The following is a 19,250-nucleotide window of genomic DNA, read 5'->3' as shown; positions in this document are numbered from 1 at the left end:
AAGTCATCCGGCCACGCGACCGTCCGGTGCGGTCCGCAGCAGCGCGATGCCGTACGCCGCGAACCAGATCGCCCACAGCAGCCAGCCGGTCAGCCCGATCAGGCCGAGCGGGCTCTTGGCCTCGATGACCACGGGAGCGAGTACGGCCGCGGTGAATTGCAATGCGGCGGCGGCGAATCCGAGCGCGGCGTGCCAGCGCGCGACCAGCCCACCGATCCGCCCGGCGATCGACAGGCCGACCAGGGCCAGCGCCAGGAAGGTGCCGTTGAGCGCGAGCAGCGCGTCCTGCAACACCCACAGCGCGCCCGTGTCCGGCGAGATCCCCAGCGCATATCGGATTCCGACGATCACCGTGAAAGTGGCGTTCTGCAAAAGCAATCCTGCGAAGCCGACGAGCGACCACGCCGTGCCCGCGGCACGTTCGGCCGACCACAGGACCCGGACCACCCCGGCGCCGAAGAGCACGGCGCAGAACCAGGCGAGCGGCGTCGGCGCCATCGCGATGCCGAGCAGTCCGCGATGCTCGGCGAAGAAGGCGGTAGCCGTTGCGGCATCGGTACCCGGAGTCGGGAGTCCGGCAGGGACCAGAATCAGATTCGCGCCGACGATGACCAGCACGAACACGATCCCGGCCAGCCCGGCCAGCCGCTGGAACCGCACGTCTACCGCGCTATTGGATTCAACACTCATCTTTTGAATATAGTGAGCGTAAATCGAAAGGGGAACCCAGTTGTCCAGCGATCCACCACGCCGCCGCTACGACTCGCTGCGGCGCACCTTGCAGGCCCAGGCGACGAGGGCCGAGATCGCCCAGGCCGCGCGGCGGCTGTTCGCCGCCCGAGGCTGGTCCGCGACGACCGTGCGTGAAGTCGCCCGGGAGGCGGGCGTTTCCGTGCCTACGGTGTACTCCGCGTACGGCACCAAGACCGGCCTGGTCCAGGCCATCGTCGACGCCGCCGAACTGTCCGCCGACGCACCGCGCATGCTCGCCGAGCTCGATGCCGCCGCGGGTGATCCGGCGCGTCAGCTCGCGGCCATGGCGAGCTTCGACCGTCGCCTGTTCGAACGGGCCGCCGAGGTGATCGCGCTCGTCCGCGAGGCGGGCCGCACCGAACCCGACCTGGCCTCCACGTATCTCGACGCCCGTCGCCGAGCCGACGAGACCCGCGTCCAGGTGTTCGGTTCCTGGCCCGCGGGCACGCTCCGCGAGGACCTGTCGACCTCGGTCGACATCTACGCGGCCCTGTGCACCGTCGACGTGTTCACCACGCTCACCGTCGAGCGGGCGTGGTCGCCGGATCGTGTCGAGAGCTGGTGGGCCACGACATTGGCCCGTGAGCTTCTCGCGTGAGACTCAGCGGCCGGTGGCGCCGTCGATGAGTTCGCGGAGGATGTCGGCGTGGCCGGCGTGGCGGCCGGTCTCCTCGATCATGTGGGTGAGGGCCCAGCGCAGGGTGGGGGCGGGGCGGTTGGTCTTCGGGCGTGGGACGGCGGCGGTGAGGTCGGTGCAGCTGTCCAGGACGGCGTTGGCCTCGGCGACGGTCGCGCGGTACCGGGCGACGATGTCGTCCACGGTGTCGGTGGGCGAGGGCGTGAACGTCGCCTGCCAGTCGGTCACCGTGCGCCCCAGGAACATCGCCGCCTCGACGTTGGTGAGATGCTCGAGCAACCCGAGCAGCGTCGTGCCCGACGGCACCGCAGAGGTCCGGGCCTGCGGCTCCGGCGCGCCCTCGACCTTCGCGGCGATGGAGTCACGCAGGTAGTCGAGAAACCCGCGCAGCGTCTCGATCTCACTCCCCCCGGTCCGCGGCGGCGGCGTATCACGGCGACGGCCACTCGACATCGAATTCTCCTCCCAGGGCAGCGACGGCATCACCGACGAGCCTAGGCGCGCCGCGGGTCACCCGAGCTGCCGGTCAGTGGTCACCGGCCTCGGTGGTCAGGTACAGGACGAGATCGCGGGGCAGGCCGTGGGTGTCGTGGAGGTAGTGGTAGTCGTCCTCGGTCAGCGGGTCGGTGAAGCGACTGTGGGACAGGATCTTTCGGCCGCGTTCGAGCAGGAGGCGGAATTTGCGCTCCTCGTCGAGCAGGATCGGGCGGAGCACGTCGGGACGGACGGTCTGCCGGAAGTGGTCGAGGGTGTGGTCCACGAGTTCGAGCGGCAGGTCGGACAGGGTGCGGGTGGGATCGTCGCGCCACAGCGTGGTGAGGGAGCGGCGGAGCAGGCGGCGCAGGATGTGGCCGCGGCCGGTCGGCGAGGGGGTGACGCCGTCGCCGACGACGACGATGCTCGATCGCAGGTGGTCCGACAGCACGCGCAGAGACAGCTCGTCGAGCGGGCCCCAGATCCGGGGCAGGGTGTCGGTCCAGGGGTGGAACACGTCGATCTCGTAGACGGACCTGGTGTTCCGCAGGACGCGTACCAGCCGTTCGAGGCCGAGGCCGGTGTCGACACCGGGTCTGCGCAGCGGTTCGAGACTGCCGTCCGGGTGGCGCACGTAGCGCATCATGACGTGGTTCCACACCTCGAGCCACCGGTCGTCCGTGGTCGGGGTGTTTTGCGGCGGACCGTCGCCGGTCCACACGAAGATCTCCGAGTCGGGTCCGCAGAGCCCGGTCGGTCCGTTGGACCACCAGTTCTCGTCGGTGGTCGGCTCCACCGGCACACCCAGTTCGCCCCAGGTGCGCCATGATTCGTGATCCGGCTCGACTCCGCCGCCCCCGCCGAACACCGTCACCGACAGCAGGTCCGGCTCGATGCCGAAGCCGTCCCGCAAGAGTTCGAATCCCCAACGCAGGCTTCGCGACCCGCCGTAGTCGCCGAGCGACCAGGACCCGAGCATGCCGAACACGGTGAGGTGCGTGTCGTCGCCGACCTCGTCGAGATCGGTGGTGCGCAAACAGCGTTGGACGCCGGTGAGGCGCCGGCCGCTCGGATGCGGCAGCCCCCTGAGGTAGGGCGTCAACGGGTGCATCCCGGAGGTGGTGAAAAGCACCGGATCTCCCGGCGGCGGAATGAGTGAGCCACCGGGAATGTGTTCGTGCCCACATTCGCGGAAGAAGTCGAGAAAGTTCCGAATGGTCTGTTCCGTGGTGATCATGGCGATTGCTCCTCGAAAGGGAAATCGACCGGAAAACGATCACACAGGACGGAACGGATACCGAAACCGACACATACCAGCGGACCGTTTCCGGTCGCCGGGTGGGAATGAAGGTCAGGCGGCGGCAACCGGCGAGCGGAGAGCTCGCGCGGCGGCGGCGATACGAGTGGGATCGACCTTCATGACCGGCACGGTAGCAAGGGCACGGCCGGAGGCACGACCGATTTTCGGGTGAAGTGGGGCGGGTGGGGCTCGAACCCACGACCAGCGGATTATGAGTCCGCGGCTCTAACCGACTGAGCTACCGCCCCTGGCCGCGGGAGTCCGCGGGCGTGTCGCATGGTACCCGGTGGGGTGCGAGATTGACCACTCGGCGAGGGGGTGGCTCACGGTGCTCGGTCGGCGCGGCGGGCGATGCCGGCGTGCCGACCGAGCACCGTGGAGCTAACTCCTGTCGGCGCGCTCCCGCGCGCGTTCTCGATCACGGCGCTCGATATTTCCCCCTGGATTGCTGGCCAGCTTGATGACGCCGCCGACCAGCAGGAGAACCGCAACTATTACTGCGATAACAATCAGTCCCTGCACAGTATGAACTTATCGTGTATTCCGTTGCGGCGCACAATAAGTTACAATGACGCGCCGATCGTCAACAGGGTACGGCCCAGCGCGGAGCGGTTTTCGATGGCCGCATGCGCGGCGGCGACGCGATCGAGCGGGAACGTCTGCCCGACAATCACTTCCACCCGGCCGTCGGCGACCTCGCGCTGCGCCCGCCGGGCCAGCGCCTGCCAGTCGACCTCACCGCCGACGATGTCGAACAACCCGAGCACCGAGACACCGCGCGCGGCAGCTGATTCGGCATCTACCTGCGCGAAATCTCCTGCGGCGGAGCCATACCCGAGGAACAAGCCTTTGTCCGCCGTCGCGGTGAGCGCGTTGCCGCCGATCGCCCCGCCCGCCCCGTCGAAGACCACATCGGCTCCCCCGCCGGTGATCTCACGCACCTGCTCGGCCCAGCCGTCGACGGAGTAGTCGACGACCGCGCTCGCCCCGAGCCGACGCGCGAGCGCCAGCTTCTCCGCGCCTCGTGCCGCGGCGACCACCTCGGCGCCCGCGGCCACCGCCAGCTGGGTGAGCAGGGTGCCGAGCCCACCGGCGGCCGCGGTGATCAGCACCCGTCTGCCCGGTGTGAGGGCGGCGCGGTCGAAGACCGCGAGGCCGGTGCGCCCGTCGTGGGCGAGCGCGACGGCCTGCTCGGTGCTCAACCCGGTTTCGATCTCGACCAGCGTGTCGGCCTTGGCGAGGGCCTGCTCGGCATAGCCGCCGATCGGCAGCCCGCCGCCGACGCCGCTGGCCGCGGTCTGGGTGACGACCCGCTTGCCGAGCCAGCGCGGATCGACCTCGGTGCCGACGACGGAGACGACGCCGCCGATCGCGCCGCCGGGCACGTACGGCAGGCTCAGCGGGAAGAAATCCCGCCCCCAGCCGCCGCGCAGCCTGGTGTCGAGGAACATCACGTCCGCGACCTCGACATCGACGACGACCTCCGCCGAATCCGGCCGGGGCGTGGGCATTTCGCCCACCTCGAGCACTTCCGGACCGCCGAATTCCTTGACCTGCACCGCACGCATCGTGACTCCTTCATGGCCTGTGACCGGACGAGGTCAAGCATGAAACCTGAAGAGAACTCGAGGTCAAGTCGGTGCGGCGTGGATCACTCGATCAGGACCCGCCACCGCAGCTACTGCTGCTCCCGCCGCCACAGCTGCTGCTGGATCCCCCGCCGCAACTACTGCTGGAGCCGCCACCGCAGCTGCTGCCGGACCCACCGCCGCAGCCGCTGTTCGACGACCCGCCACCGCACCCGGGCCCGTGCTCGTGCGGCGGGCCCGAGTTTCCGTCGTACGCCCCGTAGGTCCCGGCCGTTCCCGCCGTCCAGCCCGGATCGGCGTGCCCGCGACGGCTCCTCGGGTCGGTCCGCCCGGCCAGCGAGATCACGAGCGCGACCAGACCCGCGACGGCCAGCCCCGCGAGCAGGACGAACAGGATGATCAGCATCAACACCATCTCAGCAGGCTAGCCGCCGAGGCCGGACCCGACGCCACCACGCGTAGTGGCCTTACAGTGAATTCGTGGTGCTCTCGTTCCTGCGACGCGGTCCGCGACCGATCGATCTCGACACGGTCGACCGCGTCGTCGCCGACCTGCGGTTCCCCGACGCGATCTTCAAGACCTGCCCGTGGCAACCGCGCGAGCTCGTCGACACCGGTCTGCGCCAATGGCTGCGCTGCTGCGGCGCCGCGATGCGCGACGACCAGGTGATCGGTATGCCCTCGCACGCCGTCGACGAGGCCTGGCACGGCTTCATCCTGTGCACCCAGCAGTACGCGGCGTTCTGCGCCGCCGCCTACGGCCGGTTCCTGCACCACTTCCCCGACGGCGCGGGCGACAGCGCGCCCGACCACGGCTCGATGATCGAGCAGCTCGGGCGCACCGTCGTGGCCTGGTCGCTGGTGGCGGCGCCGGACGAACAGTGCGTGCTGTGGGACCTGGACCGCCACGTCGGGGTGACCGACCCGTGGGGCGTGGACGCCCGGCACGTCGCCGCCGTCCAGGAGCGACTGCGCCGGGCCGACCTCGGCTAGACCAGCTTCATCCGGCGGGCCGCGAAGCGCACCGCGCCGGGGGCGATCCGGTTGGCCCGGTACTGCAGCCAGGACTCCGGGGTCACCGGCACGATGTCGCGGCGCTTGCGCACCGCCTTCACGATCTGGGCGGCGACCCGGTCGGGGGTGTAGCCGCGCCGCTCGTAGAGCTTGTCGAACTTGGTCTGCGCGGCCGCCTCCTCTTCCGGGGAGACGCCCGAGATCCGGGTGGTGGCGACGATATTGGTGTGCACGATGCCGGGGCACACCGTCGAGACCGAGATGCCGCGATCGGCCAGTTCGGCCCGCAGGCAGTCGGAGAACATGAACACCGCCGACTTGCTGGTGGCGTAGGCGGCCATGTCGCGCTGCGGGCTGTAGGCGGCCATGCTGGACAGGTTCACGATGTGGCCGCCGAGGCCGCGCTCGGCCATCGCGGCGCCGAACGCGCGGCAGCCGTGCACCACGCCGTCGAGGTTGATCCGCAGTACCCGATCGAATTCCTCGGTGGGGGTGTCGAGGAACGCGCCCGCCTGGCCGACGCCCGCGTTGTTGACCAGGATGTCGGGCACGCCGTGGGCGGCGATCACCGTCTCGGCGTGCGCGCGCACCGCGTCCTCGTTCGACACGTCCAGCGAATAGGAATGCGCCACACCGCCTTCGGCGGCGACCAGCTCGGCCGTCTCCTTCGCGGCGTTCTCGTTCACGTCCGAGACCACGACCTCGGCGCCGAGGCGGGCGAAGGCCAGCGCCGTCTCGCGGCCGATGCCGCTGCCCGCGCCGGTCACGACCACCAGGTTGTCGTCGAACTCGCGGCGGCTGCGGCCGACCTCGGCCCTGGCCAGCCCGCGCGGGATGCCGTTGCCGGCGAGCGCGTCGATCAGTTCGGTCGTCGCGGTGGCCAGCAGTTCCGGGTGCGAGAACGGCATCCAGTGGCCGGCGGGCACGTCGCGGCGCCACAGCCGATCGGTCCACTTGCCCGAGTCGTCGTAGCCCGCGGGCCGCACGGCGACGTCGCGACCCGCGACGATCAGCTGCACCGGCACCTCGGTGCGCCGCTCGCGCGGCGCGAGCATGCGCTGCACGATGTTGGCGCGGTAGATGAGCAGTCCGTCGACGATGTCGCGGCGGAACGTCGGGGCCAGCCGAACGTTGCTCGGCGCGGTGTCGTTCATCAGCGACACCGCGCGCTGCCAGACCTTCTCGGTGCCGATCGCGGTGAAGGTGGCGCGCGGCAGCACCGGCGTCATGAAGAAGGCGGTGTAGGCCGAGGACAGCGCCTGGGTGACCGGCTGCCAGATGTTGCGCGGGGTCGGCCGGGACAGGCGGGCACGCACCCACGCGGCGAGATGGTCCAGATTGGGCCCGGACACCGAGGTGAACGAGGCGACCCGCTCGGTGGCCTGCGGTTCGCACACCGCCTCCCACACCTGCACCGAGCCCCAGTCGTGAGCCAGGACGTGCACGGGGCGGTCCGGGCTCACCGCGTCGATCACCGCGTAGAAGTCGCGGGCGAGTTCGTCGAGACGGAAGTCGGCGGTGCGCTGGGTGCGGGTGGACTCGCCGTGGCCGCGGGTGTCGTAGGCGACCACGTGGAAGCGCGTGGCCAGCAGCGGAATCACCTTGTCCCACAGGTGATGGGTGTCGGGCCAGCCGTGCACCAGCACGACGGTGTCGGCGGCGGCGTCACCGTATTCGAACACGGCGAGGTCGAAATCGCCGTTGCGGACGGTGCGCCGGTTCACGGGCGCTGGGGTGTCGGCGGTCATGTCGGTTCGGACTCCTTGTCCTGGAACGGAACTCACAGGTCGAGCACCAATCGCTCACCGTGCGAACGGGATACACAGGCGAGCATCGCCCCGGCGGCGTGCTCGTCGGCGGACAGCGTGTTCTCCCGATGATCGGGGTCGCCGGCCAGCACCCGCACCACGCAGGTCCGGCAGAAGCCCTGGCGGCACGAGTACGGCTGGTCGGGGCGGGCGGCGAGGATGACGTCGAGCGCGCTGCGGTCGGCGGGCACCTCGAGCACCGTGCCGGAGGCGGCGAGCTCGATCTCGAAGGCGGCGCCGTCGACGATCGGAGGCGGGGAGAACCGTTCGAAATGCAGTTCGACCTCGGGCATCGTGCGCACGGCGGCGACGATCGCGGAGGTCATCGGGGTGGGCCCGCAGGCGTACACGGCGGTGCCCGCGCCGACGCCGGGCAGCAGTGCCGCCGCGTCGGGCAGGCCGTGCTCGTCGTCGGTGCGCACCAGCACGTGCTCGCCGAAGCTCTCCAGCTCGGCCAGGAACGGGATGGTGTCGCGGGAACGCCCGGTGTAGACCATGGTCCACGGCACGCCGAGGCGGTGCGCGAGCCGCGCCATCGGCAGGATCGGGGTGATGCCGATGCCGCCTGCCACGAAGTGCAGCCGCTCGGCGGGCGAGCCGTGCCCCGGCACCGCGAACGGGAAGGCGTTGCGCGGGCCGCGGACCACGAATTCGCTGCCGACCCGCAGCTCGTCGTGCACCTCGACCGAACCGCCGCCGCCGTCGGGGATGCGGCGCACCGCGATCCGGTACGCGCGGGTGTCGGCCGGGTCGCCGCACAGCGAGTATTGACGCAGCCGGCCGGAGGGCAGCTCGAGATCCAGGTGCGCGCCCGCCCGCCAGGCGGGCAGCTCGCGGCCGTCCGGCCTGGCCAGCCGCAGGCTCACCACGTCCTGATCATGGGCGACGATCCGGCGCTCGGTGACCACCACCGGGAACCGCCGATCGTCCACGCGCGGGCGCAGGTCCCGTCGATTGACCAGCGAACTCCAGCGCAGCCGGGCCGTCGCGATCGCGTCGAGCACCCTGGTGCCGGGATCGTGCCGGTGCTTGCCGTACAGGTCGCCGGGCAGTGCGTCCGGCACCTCGCGCACGGTCACGAGGCCGCCGCCCGCGCGGCGGGCGACTGGGCCAGGTAGGCGACGGCCTGGGCGGTCGACCCCACGTTCTCCGGGCTGTAGCCGGGCTGGAACGTCGACAGCGCGCTGACCAGCAGCGACGGAATGCCCGGCAGCGCGCCACGCCACATCGCGCCGAGCACCGAGGCGATGACGCGCGGATAGCCGTGATCGGGCAAGCGCGGATCCTGATGCACCAGGAACTTCGCGCCGCGCACCACCAAAGCGATGAAGATCGGGAACACCAGCACCATCGAGGCGCAGCGGCGCACGTAGCCGACGCCGAAGTACTCGGCGACATCGTGGGCGACGTTGCGGTGCTCGACCTCCTCGGCACCGTGCCAGCGGAACAGGTCGGCCATGCGCGGGTCGGCGCCGAACTTCTCCAGGTCGGCGTTGATCACCCAGTCGCCGAGCCAGGCGAAGAAGTGCTCGAGGCAGGCGATGAACGCCAGCCGTTCGACCAGCATCTGCCTGCCCGCGCGGTCGTCGCCGCCCCGGGGGCCCAGCGTCTTGCGGAACAGGTACTCCATCTGCCGCACATAGGGTTCGGCGTCGATGCCGTTGGCGATGAGCACCTCGCGCAGGACCTTCTCGTGGGTCTCCGCGTGCATGGACTCCTGCCCGATGAAGCCGAGCATGTCCTCGCGCAGTTTCTCGTCCTTCACATAGGCCAGCGCCTCGCGATAGGTGACGATGAACATGCGCTCACCCTCGGGCAGCAGCATGTTCAACGCGCTGATCAGGTGTGACGCGTAGGGTTCCGCCGACATCCAGTGCAGGTCGACAGCCGACCAGTCGAAGGCCACATTGCGGGCCTGCAGCGCGACCTTTCCCGGATCCAGTTCCGGTCGCCGCGCGCTACGCCGAAGCAACTTCATCGGTACTCCTCGTCCTCCCGCGATACTCGTCGAGTACCCGGCGCGCCGCTGCGCCGGTGGTGCGGTTGGCCCAATGATACACATATGTAGTATTCGAAGTAACACCTAATTCTTCTCCGCGGCGGCCAGGGACGGGACGGCCCGGCCCGCGCTGTTTCCGTTCGCGCTGCCCGGGTAGACGGCAGGCAGAAGCACCCGTCGAGATGTGGAGGTGTAGCGATGCCGCAGCAAGCATGGAGTGACAAGCGCGAACGGCAGTACAAGCACATCAAGGAGTCGCAGCGCGAGAAGGGCGTCGGTGAGGACCGGGCCGAGGAGATCGCGGCGCGCACGGTGAACAAGAACCGGGCGCAGTCCGGGGAGGCCAAGCGCTCGAGCAAGCTCTCGCGCACCGACACCTCGCCGCAGCGGCGCGGTGGTCAGCGCGCCCATCGCAAGGGGCCGCGCGGGCTGACCCGCGACCAGCTCTACGAGGAAGCCCGCCGTCGCAACATCGACGGCCGCTCGAAGATGAACAAGCAGGAACTGGCCCACGCCCTCGGCCGCGACTGACCCCGCAACGAAAGGCGCGCCATGCAGATCGGATTCAAGTTGGCCGCCGAGGCGTTCGGCCCGAACGAGCTGGTGCGCCAAGCCGTTCGGGCCGAGGCCGCCGGCTTCGACTTCGTCGAGATGAGCGATCACTTCCATCCGTGGCTCGACGAGCAGGGCCACTCCCCCTTCGTCTGGACCGTGCTGGGCACGCTCGCCGCGCGTACCGAACGGATCGGCCTGGCCACCGGCGTGACCTGCCCGATCATCCGCTACCACCCCGCGATCATCGCGCAGGCCGCCGCGACCACCGCGCTGGTCTCCGACGGCCGCTTCACCCTGGGCATCGGCTCGGGGGAACGGCTCAACGAGCACGTCGTCGGCCGGGAGTTCCCGCCCGTGGCGACGCGCCAGGCCATGCTGCGCGAGGCGCTCGAGATCATCCGGCTGCTCTGGCAGGGCGGGTATCGCAGCTACGACGGCCGCTACCTGTCGCTGTCGGACGCGCGGGTGTTCGACCTGCCCGACCCGCTGCCCGACATCGCGGTGGCGGCGGGTGGCGCCGCGGCCGCGCGGGTCGCGGCCGAACTGGGTGACGGGCTGTTCAGCACGGAGCCCAACGGCGAACTCGTGCGGACCTACCAGCACGCGGGCGGCACGGGGCCGCGCTACGCCGAACTCGGCGTCGCCTTCGCCGAGACCGAGCTCGAGGCCGCGGCCGCCGCGCTGTCGACCAATCGCTGGGCGGTCGGCGGCTGGAAGGTGATGAGCGAGCTGCCCAACCCGGCGAACTTCGCCGCCGCGACGACGACCGTCCGCGAGGACGACATGCTCGACGCCTTCGTCTGCGGCAACGACCCCAAACGCTATGTCGAGGCGGTGCGGCAGTACACCGACGCGGGATTCGATCGCGTGGTCCTGATGAACGCGGGCCCGGACATGGACGCGTTCCTGGACTTCTACGCGAGTGAACTCGATCCGCTCCTGCGCGCCGCGCCCGGCTGACCACAGGAAAGGGAGGTGATGCGGTGATCCGGGTGGGAACCTCCGGCTGGCAGTACCGCGACTGGCGCGGGCTGCTGTATCCGGACAACATGCCGGTGCGCCGCTGGCTCGAGCACTACGCCGAGTCCTTCGCGACGGTCGAGTCCAACAACGCCTTCTACCGGCTGCCGAGCCGGGACACCTTCGGCGCGTGGCGAACCCGCACACCGAAGGACTTCCTGGTCTCGGTGAAGGCCAGCCGCTACCTCACGCACATCAAGCGCCTGCGCGACCCGGCCGAACCGGTGCGCCGCCTGCTGGACCGAGCCGAGGGCCTCGGCGGCAAACTCGGGCCGATCCTGTTGCAACTGCCGCCGACCCTGCGCGCGGACGCGCCCCTGCTCGACGACTGCCTGAGCTGCTTCCCGCGCTCGGTGCGGGTGGCGGTGGAACCGCGCCACGAATCCTGGTGGACCGACGACGTCCGCACAGTGCTCGAATCGCACGGCGCGGCCCTGGCCTGGGCCGATCGGGACTCGCATCCGGTGACGCCGCGCTGGCGCACCACCGACTGGGCCTATCTGCGTCTGCACGCCGGCCGCGCCTACCCGCCACCGCACTACGGCCGCCAGGCCCTCGACAGCTGGGTGCACCGGCTGCTCGACAGCTGGCCCGCCGATGCCGACCTGCACGTCTACTTCAACAACGATCCGGGCGGGGCGGCGGTCGGCGACGCGATCACCTTCGCGCGGCTGGCCGACCGGGCGGGCGCGCCCGTCACCCGCGTACCCGAGCCTGCGACGGCCACGGCGGGGCGCTCCCGATGACGAAGTATCCGGGTGCGGCGCAGTACGTTCCGCGCACCGAGGACCTGGCCACGGTGCGCGCCGCCGCCGAACGGTGCCACGGGTGCGATCTCTATCGCGACGCCACCCAGACCGTCTTCGGCGAGGGCTCGGCCACGGCCGACACGGTGCTGGTCGGCGAACAGCCCGGCAACGACGAGGATCTCGACGGGCACCCGTTCGTCGGACCGGCGGGCCACCTGCTCGATCGCGCGCTCGCCGAAATCGGCGTCGACCGCGACACGCTGTATCTGACCAACGCGGTCAAGCACTTCCGGTTCGTCGAACGCGGCAAGCGCCGCATCCATCAGCAACCACGCCGGACCGAGATCGTGGCCTGTGCTCCGTGGCTGGCGACCGAACTGGAGCTGATCGCCCCGCGGCTGGTGATCTGCCTCGGCGCGATCGCCACGCAGGCGGTGCTCGGCCCGAAGGCCAAGGTCACCGCACTGCGCGGACAGGTCGTCGACGGCGAGCACCACCGGGTCGGGGTGACCGTGCACCCCGCCGCGGTGCTGCGCGCCGAGGACCGCGCGCAGGCCTACACCGCGTTCGTCGACGACCTGCGGCGGTTGTTCGCGGCGGGGTGAGGCCGGGTCACCAGCCCGGATCGGTGTCCATCGGCACGTTGATCCAGCTCGGCCGCGCCGGATCGAGCTCCAGGTGCTGGGTGCGCAGACCGCTCTCGTTCAGCAACGGCCGCAACGGGATTCCGCTGGGGAAGTTGCTCGCGAACACGTCCACCCGGAGCCGGTGGCCCGGCTGCAGCACGCCGTCGGTGGCGCGGATGCCGATGTCGATGGTGGTCGGTTCGCCCGGCACCACCGGCTGGCGGGTGTCGAGGGTGAGGATCGGATACGGATCGGTGTAGTCGCCGTTGGGCGAGCGGGTCGACTTGCCGTCGTCGACCGCGCGCAGCGAGGCCATCAGCTGCCCCTGCGTCCACACCGTCGAGCGGCCGTCGGGGGCCACATCGTTCACCGTGACCGTCCAGTATCCGTCGGTCGCGTCGAGCACCGTGTTCAGGTGCGCGGCGATCGCGCCGGAGATCCGGGTCGGCTGGGTGACCGGGGCGGAGGTGAAGGTGAGCGCGGCGCCCTCACTGATCCTGGCGTCCTCCACGCAGATGTCCGGCAGCGGCACCAGGCCCGCCGTGCCCTGCGCGGCGTCGCGCGAGCAGATCGTGGTCAGGCTCGGGTCGACCGAGAGTCGCTGTGCCGCACCGGGCGAGGCGACCAGGCTGCCGTCGTACCTGGCGCCCGGCGCGGTCCCCGACGGCGCGCCGTCCAGGTAGAGCCGCCGGTGCTGCATCCCCGGACGCGGGAACGCGACGTCGGAGGTCCACTGCTCGCTGCCCTGCTGCCACAGGGTGACCGGCTCGTACCGGTCGATGCCGTTGTCGATGCCCTTGAGCCACTTGTCGAACCAGGCCCGCTGCAACGATTCCAGCGGTGCGGGCGCGCCGGCCTGACCCAGCCCGGAGCTCACCGTCACGTGGTAGACGTCGCCCATGATGAGCTTCTTCTGCTCGGCGGGCACGTCGACGGCGTTGTAGATGCGCGGGGTCGAGTAGGTGAAGATGTCGTGCCAGCCGCCGTAGAGGAACGTCGGCACCCGCACCTGATCGGGTTCGCCGACCCAGGCGGTGCGCAGCGGGCTCTCGTCGTCGAGGATCGAGGCCATCTCCGGCGGGATCTGCTCGACCGTCGGGGTGGTCAGCGCCGCGATGAGGACGTTGAAGAAGGTGAACGGGTCGCGTACCCGATCGGCCAGCCACTGCCAGTCGAACTTGCCGCTCAGGATGGAGACCAGGTCCGGCAGCAGTTTCGCGCCGTCGACGGCGAGCAGCCAGGCGGGGATGAAACCGATGCCGAGCGCGCCGCCGGGCGCGGCGACATCGCGGATGAGGTCGCTGCCGGGCACGATCGGGAAGATCGCCTTCAACGCCTCGGGCTGCCGCTGCGCGGTCTGCAGCTGGTTGATCCCCGAGTAGGAGATGCCGCTCATGCCGATCTTGCCGTTCGACCAGCCCTGCTTCGCGGCCCAGTCGACCACCTCGACGCCGTCGAGCTGTTCGCGTTCGCCGAACACCTGCCAGGTGCCCTGGGAGAAGCCGGTGCCGCGCACGTCGACGACCACCTGGGTGTAGCCGCCACGGATCAGGTTGCGGTCCACGCCGAAGGTGCGGGCGGCGCCGCCGGGCAGCGCCTTCATCATGTCGCTGAGGGTGCTGAAGCCGAACGGCGAGAAGTCCAGGTTCTGCAGCACCGGCATGAGCAGGTCCGACAGCGCCGGCACCGCGAGCGTGGAGTCCGCGATGTTGGAGACCAGCTTGGTGTAGGGCGTCATGTTGACGATCGTCGGCGTCGGCTCGGCGATCGGCTGACCGTCAGCGCCCGCCGGGTGATAGACGTTGGCTTTCAATACCGTTCCGTCACTCATGGTGATCGGCACGTCCCATTCGATGAAGACGTTCGGGTATTGCTGCGGCCCGTTGTGCGTGGCGACGAACTGCGCGTCCAGGCCGCCGTTGGCAGGCAGGGCCTGGCCGACCGGGGCCGAGGCGACCGCCCCCACCAGCACCACGACAGACGCGACCAGGGCGGCGAAACGCCCTCGATGTTTGATCATGCTTCGGTCTCAGCCCTCCACCATCGGGAACCACAACGTTCCCGTACCGGGAAGTAACGTAGCCTGCGTCACGTTCGATCGCAAGAACATGTTCCCGGCGATCCCCCCGCGCGCGGCGGCTCCGCGACCGCACCTGACAGAATCGGTGTCGTGAGCGCGCCCGAACTCGATCCCGACGGACGCAGGTACCGCGGTGCCGCGCCCGGACAGCGGCAGCGGGAGCGCCGGACCCGGTTGATCGAGGCCGCGACCGAGGCCTTCGGCACCGAGGGCTACCGCAACACCACCGTCATCACACTGTGCACCGCGGCCGGGGTCGGCAAGCGGTACTTCTACGAATCCTTCACCGACAGTGAGGATTTGCTGCTCGAGGTCTATCGCGAGGTCACCGCCCGCATGCTCGAGGCGATCCACTTCGGCATCGGTGACACCGAGGCCGACATCGACACCAGGGTGCGCGGCGCGCTGACGGCGTACTTCCGGCTCATCCGCGACGACCCCCGGGTGCCGCGGATCGCCTTCTTCGAGATCCTCGGCGTGAGCCCGACGGTCGATCGCGCCTATCACGACGTCCTGGACGCCCTGGTCGACATCTGCCTGGCCCTGCTCACGCCGTATGTGGACCTGGACAACCACCCGGAGGTGAGCGTGCGGATGGTCGTCCTCGGCCTGGTCGGCGCCATCCTGATCATCGCCCAGAAGTGGGTCCTCGACGACTACCGCCAACCCCTCGAGGACGTCGTCGACAGCGGCTTCCTGGTCGTCACCGCCGTCCTCGCCCGCATCGCCACCACCACCGAATAGGGCTGCGTCAGCTGGCCGTTCGCGCGCCGAGGCCGTCCAGCAGCGCCGCGAGCCCGAACCGGAAGGTGCTGTCGGGCGCGGCGTTGTAGCCCGTGCCCGCGGCCCGCTCGATCCGCGCGCGCAGGCGCGGGAACTTCCCCGCGATCGCCGTGGCCTCCGTCATCGCCTGCGCCAGTTGGGTTTCCGGATCGGCGCCACCCTTGCCCAGCCGGCGGCGCAGGGAGACATTCGCGGCAGGTCCGGTCGCGTTGCCGAGCACGAACAGGAAGATCGCGGCGACCGCGCGATCGGCATCGTCGTCGTCGAATCCCGCCGCCTCGAAGATCGCCAGCGCGCGCTCGTCGTGCCGGGACTTGTTGGGGCCGTAGAGCAGATGGCTCGCCTGCGCCTGCACCAGCCAGGGATGCCGGGCGAGCACGGTGTACATCCCGGTCGCCATGGCCTCGGCCGCGGCCCGCCAGTCGGTGGCCGCCGGATCCGGCAGGGCGATCTCGCCCCACACCTCGTCGACGGCGAGGCGGACCAGATTGTCCTTGTTCTTCACGTGCCAGTACATGGCGGTCGCGGCGGAGTCGAGGCGCTGACCGAGGCTGCGCATGTTCAGCCCGTCGAGCCCTTCCTCGTCGAGCAGCGCGATCGCCGCGCCGACGATCTGCTCCTTGGTCAAGGTGTCGCGTGCCATGCCGTCACGAGAGGCGCGCACCCTCGTCGCCGTCATCGAGATCGCCATCGCCGCCGCGTTTCTGAGCATGCCGGTCGTGCGGCACCGCTACGGCGGAGCCGCCATGGCGTCGGCACAGACCGAGCTGGCCAGGCAGGGTGTGCGCACGTCCGCGTTGCACGAGCACGGGATGCGCTTCGACGCCAGTGGGCACGAGAGCGCCGCACCGCTCGGGGTCGCCGCGATCATGCTCGGCGCGGCCGCGCTGAACCTGGCGGGCCTCGACCTCGCCCGCCCGGTGAACTGGGTGGTGCTGGGCCTGGTCCTGCTCGGAAACTGTGTGATCGTCTACAGCAATCTCACCGCGACGAAGTCGGTGAAGGCCGCGTTCGCTCGGGCCGGGGATTCCGAGCTGGCCCGCATCGACGTCCCCGCCCTGCTCGACCGCGCCGAGGCCGGCTTCCCCGCCTGGACCTGGACCCTCCAGAAGGTCCGCAACACCGTGGTTTTCGGCGGCGCGCTGCTCGGGCTCGCGGTGTCGGTGCTGGGCTGATCGCCGGTCGACGACGCCACGGCCCCGTCGGCCGTGGCGTCGTCGTGGTCCGTGGTCGCGCTAGGGCACCAGGAGGACGGCGGCGCCGACGATGACGTCGATCAGGCCGCAGAACTCGGCGAAGGTGCGGGCGACCGTGCGGTGGGCGTGGCGGTGTTCGTAGTCCCACAGACCGTGGGCGAACCAGCCCGCCGCGACGAGGACCCGCGCCCAGCCGAGGCCGACCTGCTGGGCGAGCACCGCGATCGTGCTGAAGAGGACGAAGCCCGCGACCTGCAGCAGGAAGGCGCGGTCGACCCGACCGGTCCGCGCGGCCACCGCGACCGCGAGCACGGCCACCACGGACAGGCCCGCCGTCGTCGGCACGACGTCCTGGGCGGCGAGCGCGCCGAACAGCACGGTGAGCACGCCGAAGACCACCCAGGTGCGATCGGGCCTGCCCAGCGCCGCGGTGACCAGATAGATCAGCGGCAGGACGACGAGCACCTCGGCGAGCACGCGCACCGTGTTCTCGGCCCCGGTCGGCCAGATCAGCAGCACCAGTCCGAGGGCGAGCAGGCTGGGCCAACGGTGGACGACCACGTCCGGAAAAGACCCGCGCCGCAGGGACATACGTTCGGTTCGGGCAGTCATGTCGGGCCTCCGTGGATCGATGTCCGCCCAGCGTCGCGCCCGATCCGGCGGAGGTCGACCGCCCCGGCCCACCGCGTCTGTTTTCTTGGGATTCCTGGCAGAACAGACCCGCGCCGATGCGCCCGGACGCCCCTACACTGACCACATGAGCGCCAGGACCGTCGTCGTCATCGGCTACGACGGCGCCGAACTGCTGGACCTGTCGTGCGTCACCACGACGCTGGCTCTGGCGAACCGGATCGGCGTCGACCCGGCGTACCGGGTCGAGCTGGCCACCAGGGGCGGCCGAACGATCACCTGCGATTCCGGGCTGCGGCTGCACGGCGAGGCGCGGCTGGAGCAGATCACCGGTCCCCTCGACACGCTGGTCGTCTCCGGCGGCCTCGGTCACCAGGACGCGGCGCGCGACACCGCCCTGGTCGCCCATGTCCGGCGGCTCGCCGCGGTGAGCCGCCGCGTCGCCTCCGTCTGCACGGGCGCGAGCGTGCTGGCGGCGGCCGGGCTGCTCGACGGCAAGCGGGCGACCACGCACTGGATCACGGCGGGCGAACTGGCCGCCGAATACCCCGAGATCACTGTCGATTCCGAACCGATCTACATCCGCGACGGCCGGGTGTCGACGGCCGCGGGCATGACCAGCGCGATCGATCTCATGCTCGATTTCGTCGAGGAGGACCACGGCGCCGAGCCGGCCAGGCAGGTCGCGCGGGGTCTGGTCACCTATCTGCAGCGGCCGGGCTCGCAGGCGCAGATGAGCATGTTCCTCGCGCAGCCGCAGGCCGAGCACGCGCTCGTGCGCCGGGTCACGGCCCACATCGCCGCGCACCTGGCCGACGATCTGTCCACCGCGGCGCTGGCCGCGCGCGAAGGGGTGAGCGCGCGTCATCTGACCCGCCTGTTCGGCCGGTATCTCGGCGTCACGCCCGGCCGCCACATCCGCCGCGCGCGGGTCGAGGCGGCGGCGCAGTTGCTCGTGCACACCACGACGCCGGTCGCGGCGATCGCGTCGCGCTGCGGTTTCGGGACGGCCGAATCGCTCCGGCAGGCGTTCGTGCGGCAGTTCGGTGTCGCGCCCGCGCACTACCGGGCCACGCTCGCGCGGCACGGCGACACCGGGACGGTCAGATCGTCGCGGTGAATTCGGCGAAGCGCCGGGCGATCCGGTCCGGGTGCTCGCCGTTGATCGCGTGCGAGGCGTCCGCCCACACCTCCACCTGGGCGCCGGGGATCAGCCGCGCGGTCTCGGCGGCCTTCGCCGCGTCGTGCACGATGCTGCGACCGGCGAACAGGGCGAGCACCGGGACGGTGAGGCCGCGCAACTGCTCCTCGGTCGGGCGCGGCAGCAGCGGCTGCGCGACCCGGTAGTCCTTCATGCCCGACGCGATGAGCCGCCCTTCCGGCACCGTCTCGTCGACCGGGGCGCCGCCGGCGATCCAGCTCAGCAACCGGTGACGCACGCCGTCCGGCATCATCGGCACGGTGCTGCCCAGCGACACCGCGATCATCTTCCAGCTCAGTGGCGCGAACGTGTTGGCCGGATCGAGCAGGGTGATCGAGGCGACGGCGTCCGGCCGGTGCAGCGCCGTCTGCACGGCCAGGTTGCCGCCGATGCTCACTCCGAGCAGGTGCGCGCGCGCAACACCCAGTCCGGCAAGGGTTTCCGCGATCCACGTCGCCTGATCGCGACCGTCGGCCAGTTCGCGATGCTGGGCGCTCGCACCCGGTTCGCCGATGCTGTCGAGGGCCCACACGGTGCGCTGGGCCAGCAGGCTCGGCAGATTCGCCGCCCACATCGGGGTACTGGCCTGCCGTCCGGCCAGGAGAACCAGCGGCGTATCCCCGCCGGGGCCGAAGCGGTAGGCGCGCACCGGGCCGAAGGTCGTGGAGACCGCGGCGATGGCATCGGGCCGCGGCAACACCGCCATGGAGGCGTTGTAGGCGGCGGCGAACCGGTCGAAGGCCCATTGATCGGGGAAGTAGCCGATCTTGATCGCCGGTCGACCGATCACGGGGTCCAGGAACAGCGCTTCCTCGGCCATGGGAAGAGGATAGTCC

The 19,250-nt window shown here is 70.5% G+C and carries 21 protein-coding genes and 1 tRNA gene; 9 read left to right on the top strand and 13 right to left on the bottom strand.

Annotated features, from left to right (window positions below; all coding sequences use genetic code 11):
- Positions 1 to 3: 3 nt before the first annotated feature.
- Positions 4 to 690, bottom strand: a complete 687-nt coding sequence (locus tag DFR69_RS25735) for a hypothetical protein (protein WP_110040214.1) — start codon at positions 688 to 690, stop codon at positions 4 to 6.
- A gap of 40 nt (positions 691 to 730) precedes the next feature.
- Between DFR69_RS25735 and DFR69_RS25730 the strand changes: the two genes are divergently transcribed.
- Positions 731 to 1,351: a TetR/AcrR family transcriptional regulator gene (locus DFR69_RS25730; RefSeq protein ID WP_110040213.1), complete on the top strand. Its 621-nt coding sequence runs from the start codon at positions 731 to 733 to the stop codon at positions 1,349 to 1,351.
- A 3-nt stretch (positions 1,352 to 1,354) separates the two neighbouring features.
- Here the strand turns inward: DFR69_RS25730 and DFR69_RS25725 are convergent, their stop codons facing one another.
- The 5 genes from DFR69_RS25725 to DFR69_RS34900 form a co-directional block, all read right to left on the bottom strand.
- The gene (locus DFR69_RS25725; protein WP_110040321.1) at positions 1,355 to 1,843 is read right to left on the bottom strand and encodes a DinB family protein; all 489 of its coding nucleotides are present in this window, start codon (positions 1,841 to 1,843) and stop codon (positions 1,355 to 1,357) included.
- 73 nt (positions 1,844 to 1,916) lie between these two features.
- Positions 1,917 to 3,101, bottom strand: coding sequence for an alanine--tRNA ligase-related protein (locus DFR69_RS25720; RefSeq protein WP_110040212.1), 1,185 nt, complete (start codon positions 3,099 to 3,101; stop codon positions 1,917 to 1,919).
- Between the two features lie 237 nt (positions 3,102 to 3,338).
- Positions 3,339 to 3,412, bottom strand: a tRNA-Ile gene (locus DFR69_RS25715).
- 315 nt (positions 3,413 to 3,727) lie between these two features.
- A complete protein-coding gene (locus DFR69_RS25710) occupies positions 3,728 to 4,732 on the bottom strand; it encodes a zinc-binding dehydrogenase (protein ID WP_110040211.1) in 1,005 nt (334 codons plus the stop codon).
- 91 nt (positions 4,733 to 4,823) lie between these two features.
- Entirely contained in the window at positions 4,824 to 5,168 is a 345-nt protein-coding gene (locus tag DFR69_RS34900; protein WP_186817334.1) for a hypothetical protein, read from the bottom strand.
- 65 nt (positions 5,169 to 5,233) lie between these two features.
- Here DFR69_RS34900 and DFR69_RS25700 point away from each other — a divergent pair, with 65 nt between their 5' ends.
- Positions 5,234 to 5,746, top strand: a complete 513-nt coding sequence (locus tag DFR69_RS25700; RefSeq protein ID WP_110040210.1) for a glycine-rich domain-containing protein — start codon at positions 5,234 to 5,236, stop codon at positions 5,744 to 5,746.
- Here the strand turns inward: DFR69_RS25700 and DFR69_RS25695 are convergent.
- From DFR69_RS25695 to DFR69_RS25685, 3 genes are read right to left on the bottom strand one after another with little or no spacing between them, the layout of a single operon-like run.
- A complete protein-coding gene (locus tag DFR69_RS25695; protein ID WP_110040209.1) occupies positions 5,743 to 7,515 on the bottom strand; it encodes an SDR family oxidoreductase in 1,773 nt (590 codons plus the stop codon). The two genes, DFR69_RS25700 and DFR69_RS25695, sit on opposite strands and share 4 nt — an antisense overlap.
- 32 nt (positions 7,516 to 7,547) lie before the next feature.
- Positions 7,548 to 8,654, bottom strand: coding sequence for a PDR/VanB family oxidoreductase (locus tag DFR69_RS25690; protein WP_110040208.1), 1,107 nt, complete (start codon positions 8,652 to 8,654; stop codon positions 7,548 to 7,550).
- Positions 8,651 to 9,553 (bottom strand): metal-dependent hydrolase, encoded by a 903-nt coding sequence (locus DFR69_RS25685; RefSeq protein WP_110040207.1) that lies wholly within the window; start codon positions 9,551 to 9,553, stop codon positions 8,651 to 8,653. The genes DFR69_RS25690 and DFR69_RS25685 overlap by 4 nt, the downstream gene beginning before the upstream one ends.
- A gap of 219 nt (positions 9,554 to 9,772) precedes the next feature.
- Here DFR69_RS25685 and DFR69_RS25680 point away from each other — a divergent pair, with 219 nt between their 5' ends.
- Genes DFR69_RS25680 through DFR69_RS25665 form a run of 4 tightly spaced genes read left to right on the top strand, consistent with a single transcriptional unit; the run spans position 9,773 to position 12,503 of the window.
- Positions 9,773 to 10,105: a plasmid stabilization protein gene (locus tag DFR69_RS25680; RefSeq protein ID WP_110040206.1), complete on the top strand. Its 333-nt coding sequence runs from the start codon at positions 9,773 to 9,775 to the stop codon at positions 10,103 to 10,105.
- Between the two features lie 21 nt (positions 10,106 to 10,126).
- The gene (locus tag DFR69_RS25675) at positions 10,127 to 11,089 is read left to right on the top strand and encodes a TIGR03557 family F420-dependent LLM class oxidoreductase (RefSeq protein ID WP_110040205.1); all 963 of its coding nucleotides are present in this window, start codon (positions 10,127 to 10,129) and stop codon (positions 11,087 to 11,089) included.
- A gap of 23 nt (positions 11,090 to 11,112) precedes the next feature.
- The gene (locus tag DFR69_RS25670; RefSeq protein WP_110040204.1) at positions 11,113 to 11,895 is read left to right on the top strand and encodes a DUF72 domain-containing protein; all 783 of its coding nucleotides are present in this window, start codon (positions 11,113 to 11,115) and stop codon (positions 11,893 to 11,895) included.
- Positions 11,892 to 12,503, top strand: a complete 612-nt coding sequence (locus DFR69_RS25665) for a UdgX family uracil-DNA binding protein (protein ID WP_110040203.1) — start codon at positions 11,892 to 11,894, stop codon at positions 12,501 to 12,503. The genes DFR69_RS25670 and DFR69_RS25665 overlap by 4 nt, the downstream gene beginning before the upstream one ends.
- 7 nt (positions 12,504 to 12,510) lie before the next feature.
- Here DFR69_RS25665 and DFR69_RS25660 read toward each other — a convergent pair whose 3' ends face one another.
- The gene (locus DFR69_RS25660) at positions 12,511 to 14,544 is read right to left on the bottom strand and encodes a CocE/NonD family hydrolase (RefSeq protein ID WP_110040202.1); all 2,034 of its coding nucleotides are present in this window, start codon (positions 14,542 to 14,544) and stop codon (positions 12,511 to 12,513) included.
- A gap of 150 nt (positions 14,545 to 14,694) precedes the next feature.
- Here DFR69_RS25660 and DFR69_RS25655 point away from each other — a divergent pair, with 150 nt between their 5' ends.
- Entirely contained in the window at positions 14,695 to 15,348 is a 654-nt protein-coding gene (locus DFR69_RS25655) for a TetR/AcrR family transcriptional regulator (RefSeq protein ID WP_110040201.1), read from the top strand.
- A gap of 7 nt (positions 15,349 to 15,355) precedes the next feature.
- On the opposite strand, the gene DFR69_RS25650 is transcribed toward DFR69_RS25655, so the two are convergent.
- The gene (locus DFR69_RS25650) at positions 15,356 to 16,030 is read right to left on the bottom strand and encodes a TetR/AcrR family transcriptional regulator C-terminal domain-containing protein (RefSeq protein ID WP_110040200.1); all 675 of its coding nucleotides are present in this window, start codon (positions 16,028 to 16,030) and stop codon (positions 15,356 to 15,358) included.
- Here DFR69_RS25650 and DFR69_RS25645 point away from each other — a divergent pair.
- Complete coding sequence (locus tag DFR69_RS25645) at positions 16,029 to 16,562, top strand: hypothetical protein (protein WP_110040199.1); 534 nt, start codon at positions 16,029 to 16,031, stop codon at positions 16,560 to 16,562. The two genes, DFR69_RS25650 and DFR69_RS25645, sit on opposite strands and share 2 nt — an antisense overlap.
- A 60-nt stretch (positions 16,563 to 16,622) precedes the next feature.
- On the opposite strand, the gene DFR69_RS25640 is transcribed toward DFR69_RS25645, so the two are convergent.
- Positions 16,623 to 17,195 carry a hypothetical protein gene (locus tag DFR69_RS25640; protein WP_146229425.1) on the bottom strand — a complete coding sequence of 191 codons (573 nt, stop codon included), beginning with the start codon at positions 17,193 to 17,195 and terminating at the stop codon, positions 16,623 to 16,625.
- Between the two features lie 145 nt (positions 17,196 to 17,340).
- Between DFR69_RS25640 and DFR69_RS25635 the strand changes: the two genes are divergently transcribed.
- The gene (locus DFR69_RS25635) at positions 17,341 to 18,333 is read left to right on the top strand and encodes a GlxA family transcriptional regulator (RefSeq protein WP_110040197.1); all 993 of its coding nucleotides are present in this window, start codon (positions 17,341 to 17,343) and stop codon (positions 18,331 to 18,333) included.
- Here DFR69_RS25635 and DFR69_RS25630 read toward each other — a convergent pair.
- Positions 18,317 to 19,234 carry an alpha/beta fold hydrolase gene (locus DFR69_RS25630; protein WP_110040196.1) on the bottom strand — a complete coding sequence of 306 codons (918 nt, stop codon included), beginning with the start codon at positions 19,232 to 19,234 and terminating at the stop codon, positions 18,317 to 18,319. The two genes, DFR69_RS25635 and DFR69_RS25630, sit on opposite strands and share 17 nt — an antisense overlap.
- Positions 19,235 to 19,250 lie beyond the last annotated feature (16 nt).

This window comes from Nocardia neocaledoniensis (genome assembly GCF_003182135.1).
Taxonomy (GTDB): Bacteria; Actinomycetota; Actinomycetes; order Mycobacteriales; family Mycobacteriaceae; genus Nocardia; species Nocardia neocaledoniensis.
Note: the sequence above shows the minus strand (reverse complement) of the source record. Positions and strands in the feature narration are given on the sequence as shown.

Excerpts from the sequence above, each read along its gene's own strand:
- DFR69_RS25695 (WP_110040209.1), bottom strand. The coding sequence starts at position 7,515 with ATGACCGCCGACACCCCAGCGCCCGTGAACCGGCGCACCGTCCGCAAC.
- DFR69_RS25650 (WP_110040200.1), bottom strand. The coding sequence starts at position 16,030 with ATGGCACGCGACACCTTGACCAAGGAGCAGATCGTCGGCGCGGCGATC.
- DFR69_RS25680 (WP_110040206.1), top strand. The coding sequence starts at position 9,773 with ATGCCGCAGCAAGCATGGAGTGACAAGCGCGAACGGCAGTACAAGCAC.
- DFR69_RS25735 (WP_110040214.1), bottom strand. The coding sequence starts at position 690 with ATGAGTGTTGAATCCAATAGCGCGGTAGACGTGCGGTTCCAGCGGCTG.
- DFR69_RS25665 (WP_110040203.1), top strand. The coding sequence starts at position 11,892 with ATGACGAAGTATCCGGGTGCGGCGCAGTACGTTCCGCGCACCGAGGAC.
- DFR69_RS25635 (WP_110040197.1), top strand. The coding sequence starts at position 17,341 with ATGAGCGCCAGGACCGTCGTCGTCATCGGCTACGACGGCGCCGAACTG.
- DFR69_RS25685 (WP_110040207.1), bottom strand. The coding sequence starts at position 9,553 with ATGAAGTTGCTTCGGCGTAGCGCGCGGCGACCGGAACTGGATCCGGGA.
- DFR69_RS25660 (WP_110040202.1), bottom strand. The coding sequence starts at position 14,544 with ATGATCAAACATCGAGGGCGTTTCGCCGCCCTGGTCGCGTCTGTCGTG.
- DFR69_RS25630 (WP_110040196.1), bottom strand. The coding sequence starts at position 19,234 with ATGGCCGAGGAAGCGCTGTTCCTGGACCCCGTGATCGGTCGACCGGCG.
- DFR69_RS25725 (WP_110040321.1), bottom strand. The coding sequence starts at position 1,843 with ATGTCGAGTGGCCGTCGCCGTGATACGCCGCCGCCGCGGACCGGGGGG.
- DFR69_RS25645 (WP_110040199.1), top strand. The coding sequence starts at position 16,029 with ATGCCGTCACGAGAGGCGCGCACCCTCGTCGCCGTCATCGAGATCGCC.
- DFR69_RS34900 (WP_186817334.1), bottom strand. The coding sequence starts at position 5,168 with ATGGTGTTGATGCTGATCATCCTGTTCGTCCTGCTCGCGGGGCTGGCC.
- DFR69_RS25710 (WP_110040211.1), bottom strand. The coding sequence starts at position 4,732 with ATGCGTGCGGTGCAGGTCAAGGAATTCGGCGGTCCGGAAGTGCTCGAG.
- DFR69_RS25720 (WP_110040212.1), bottom strand. The coding sequence starts at position 3,101 with ATGATCACCACGGAACAGACCATTCGGAACTTTCTCGACTTCTTCCGC.
- DFR69_RS25675 (WP_110040205.1), top strand. The coding sequence starts at position 10,127 with ATGCAGATCGGATTCAAGTTGGCCGCCGAGGCGTTCGGCCCGAACGAG.
- DFR69_RS25640 (WP_146229425.1), bottom strand. The coding sequence starts at position 17,195 with ATGACTGCCCGAACCGAACGTATGTCCCTGCGGCGCGGGTCTTTTCCG.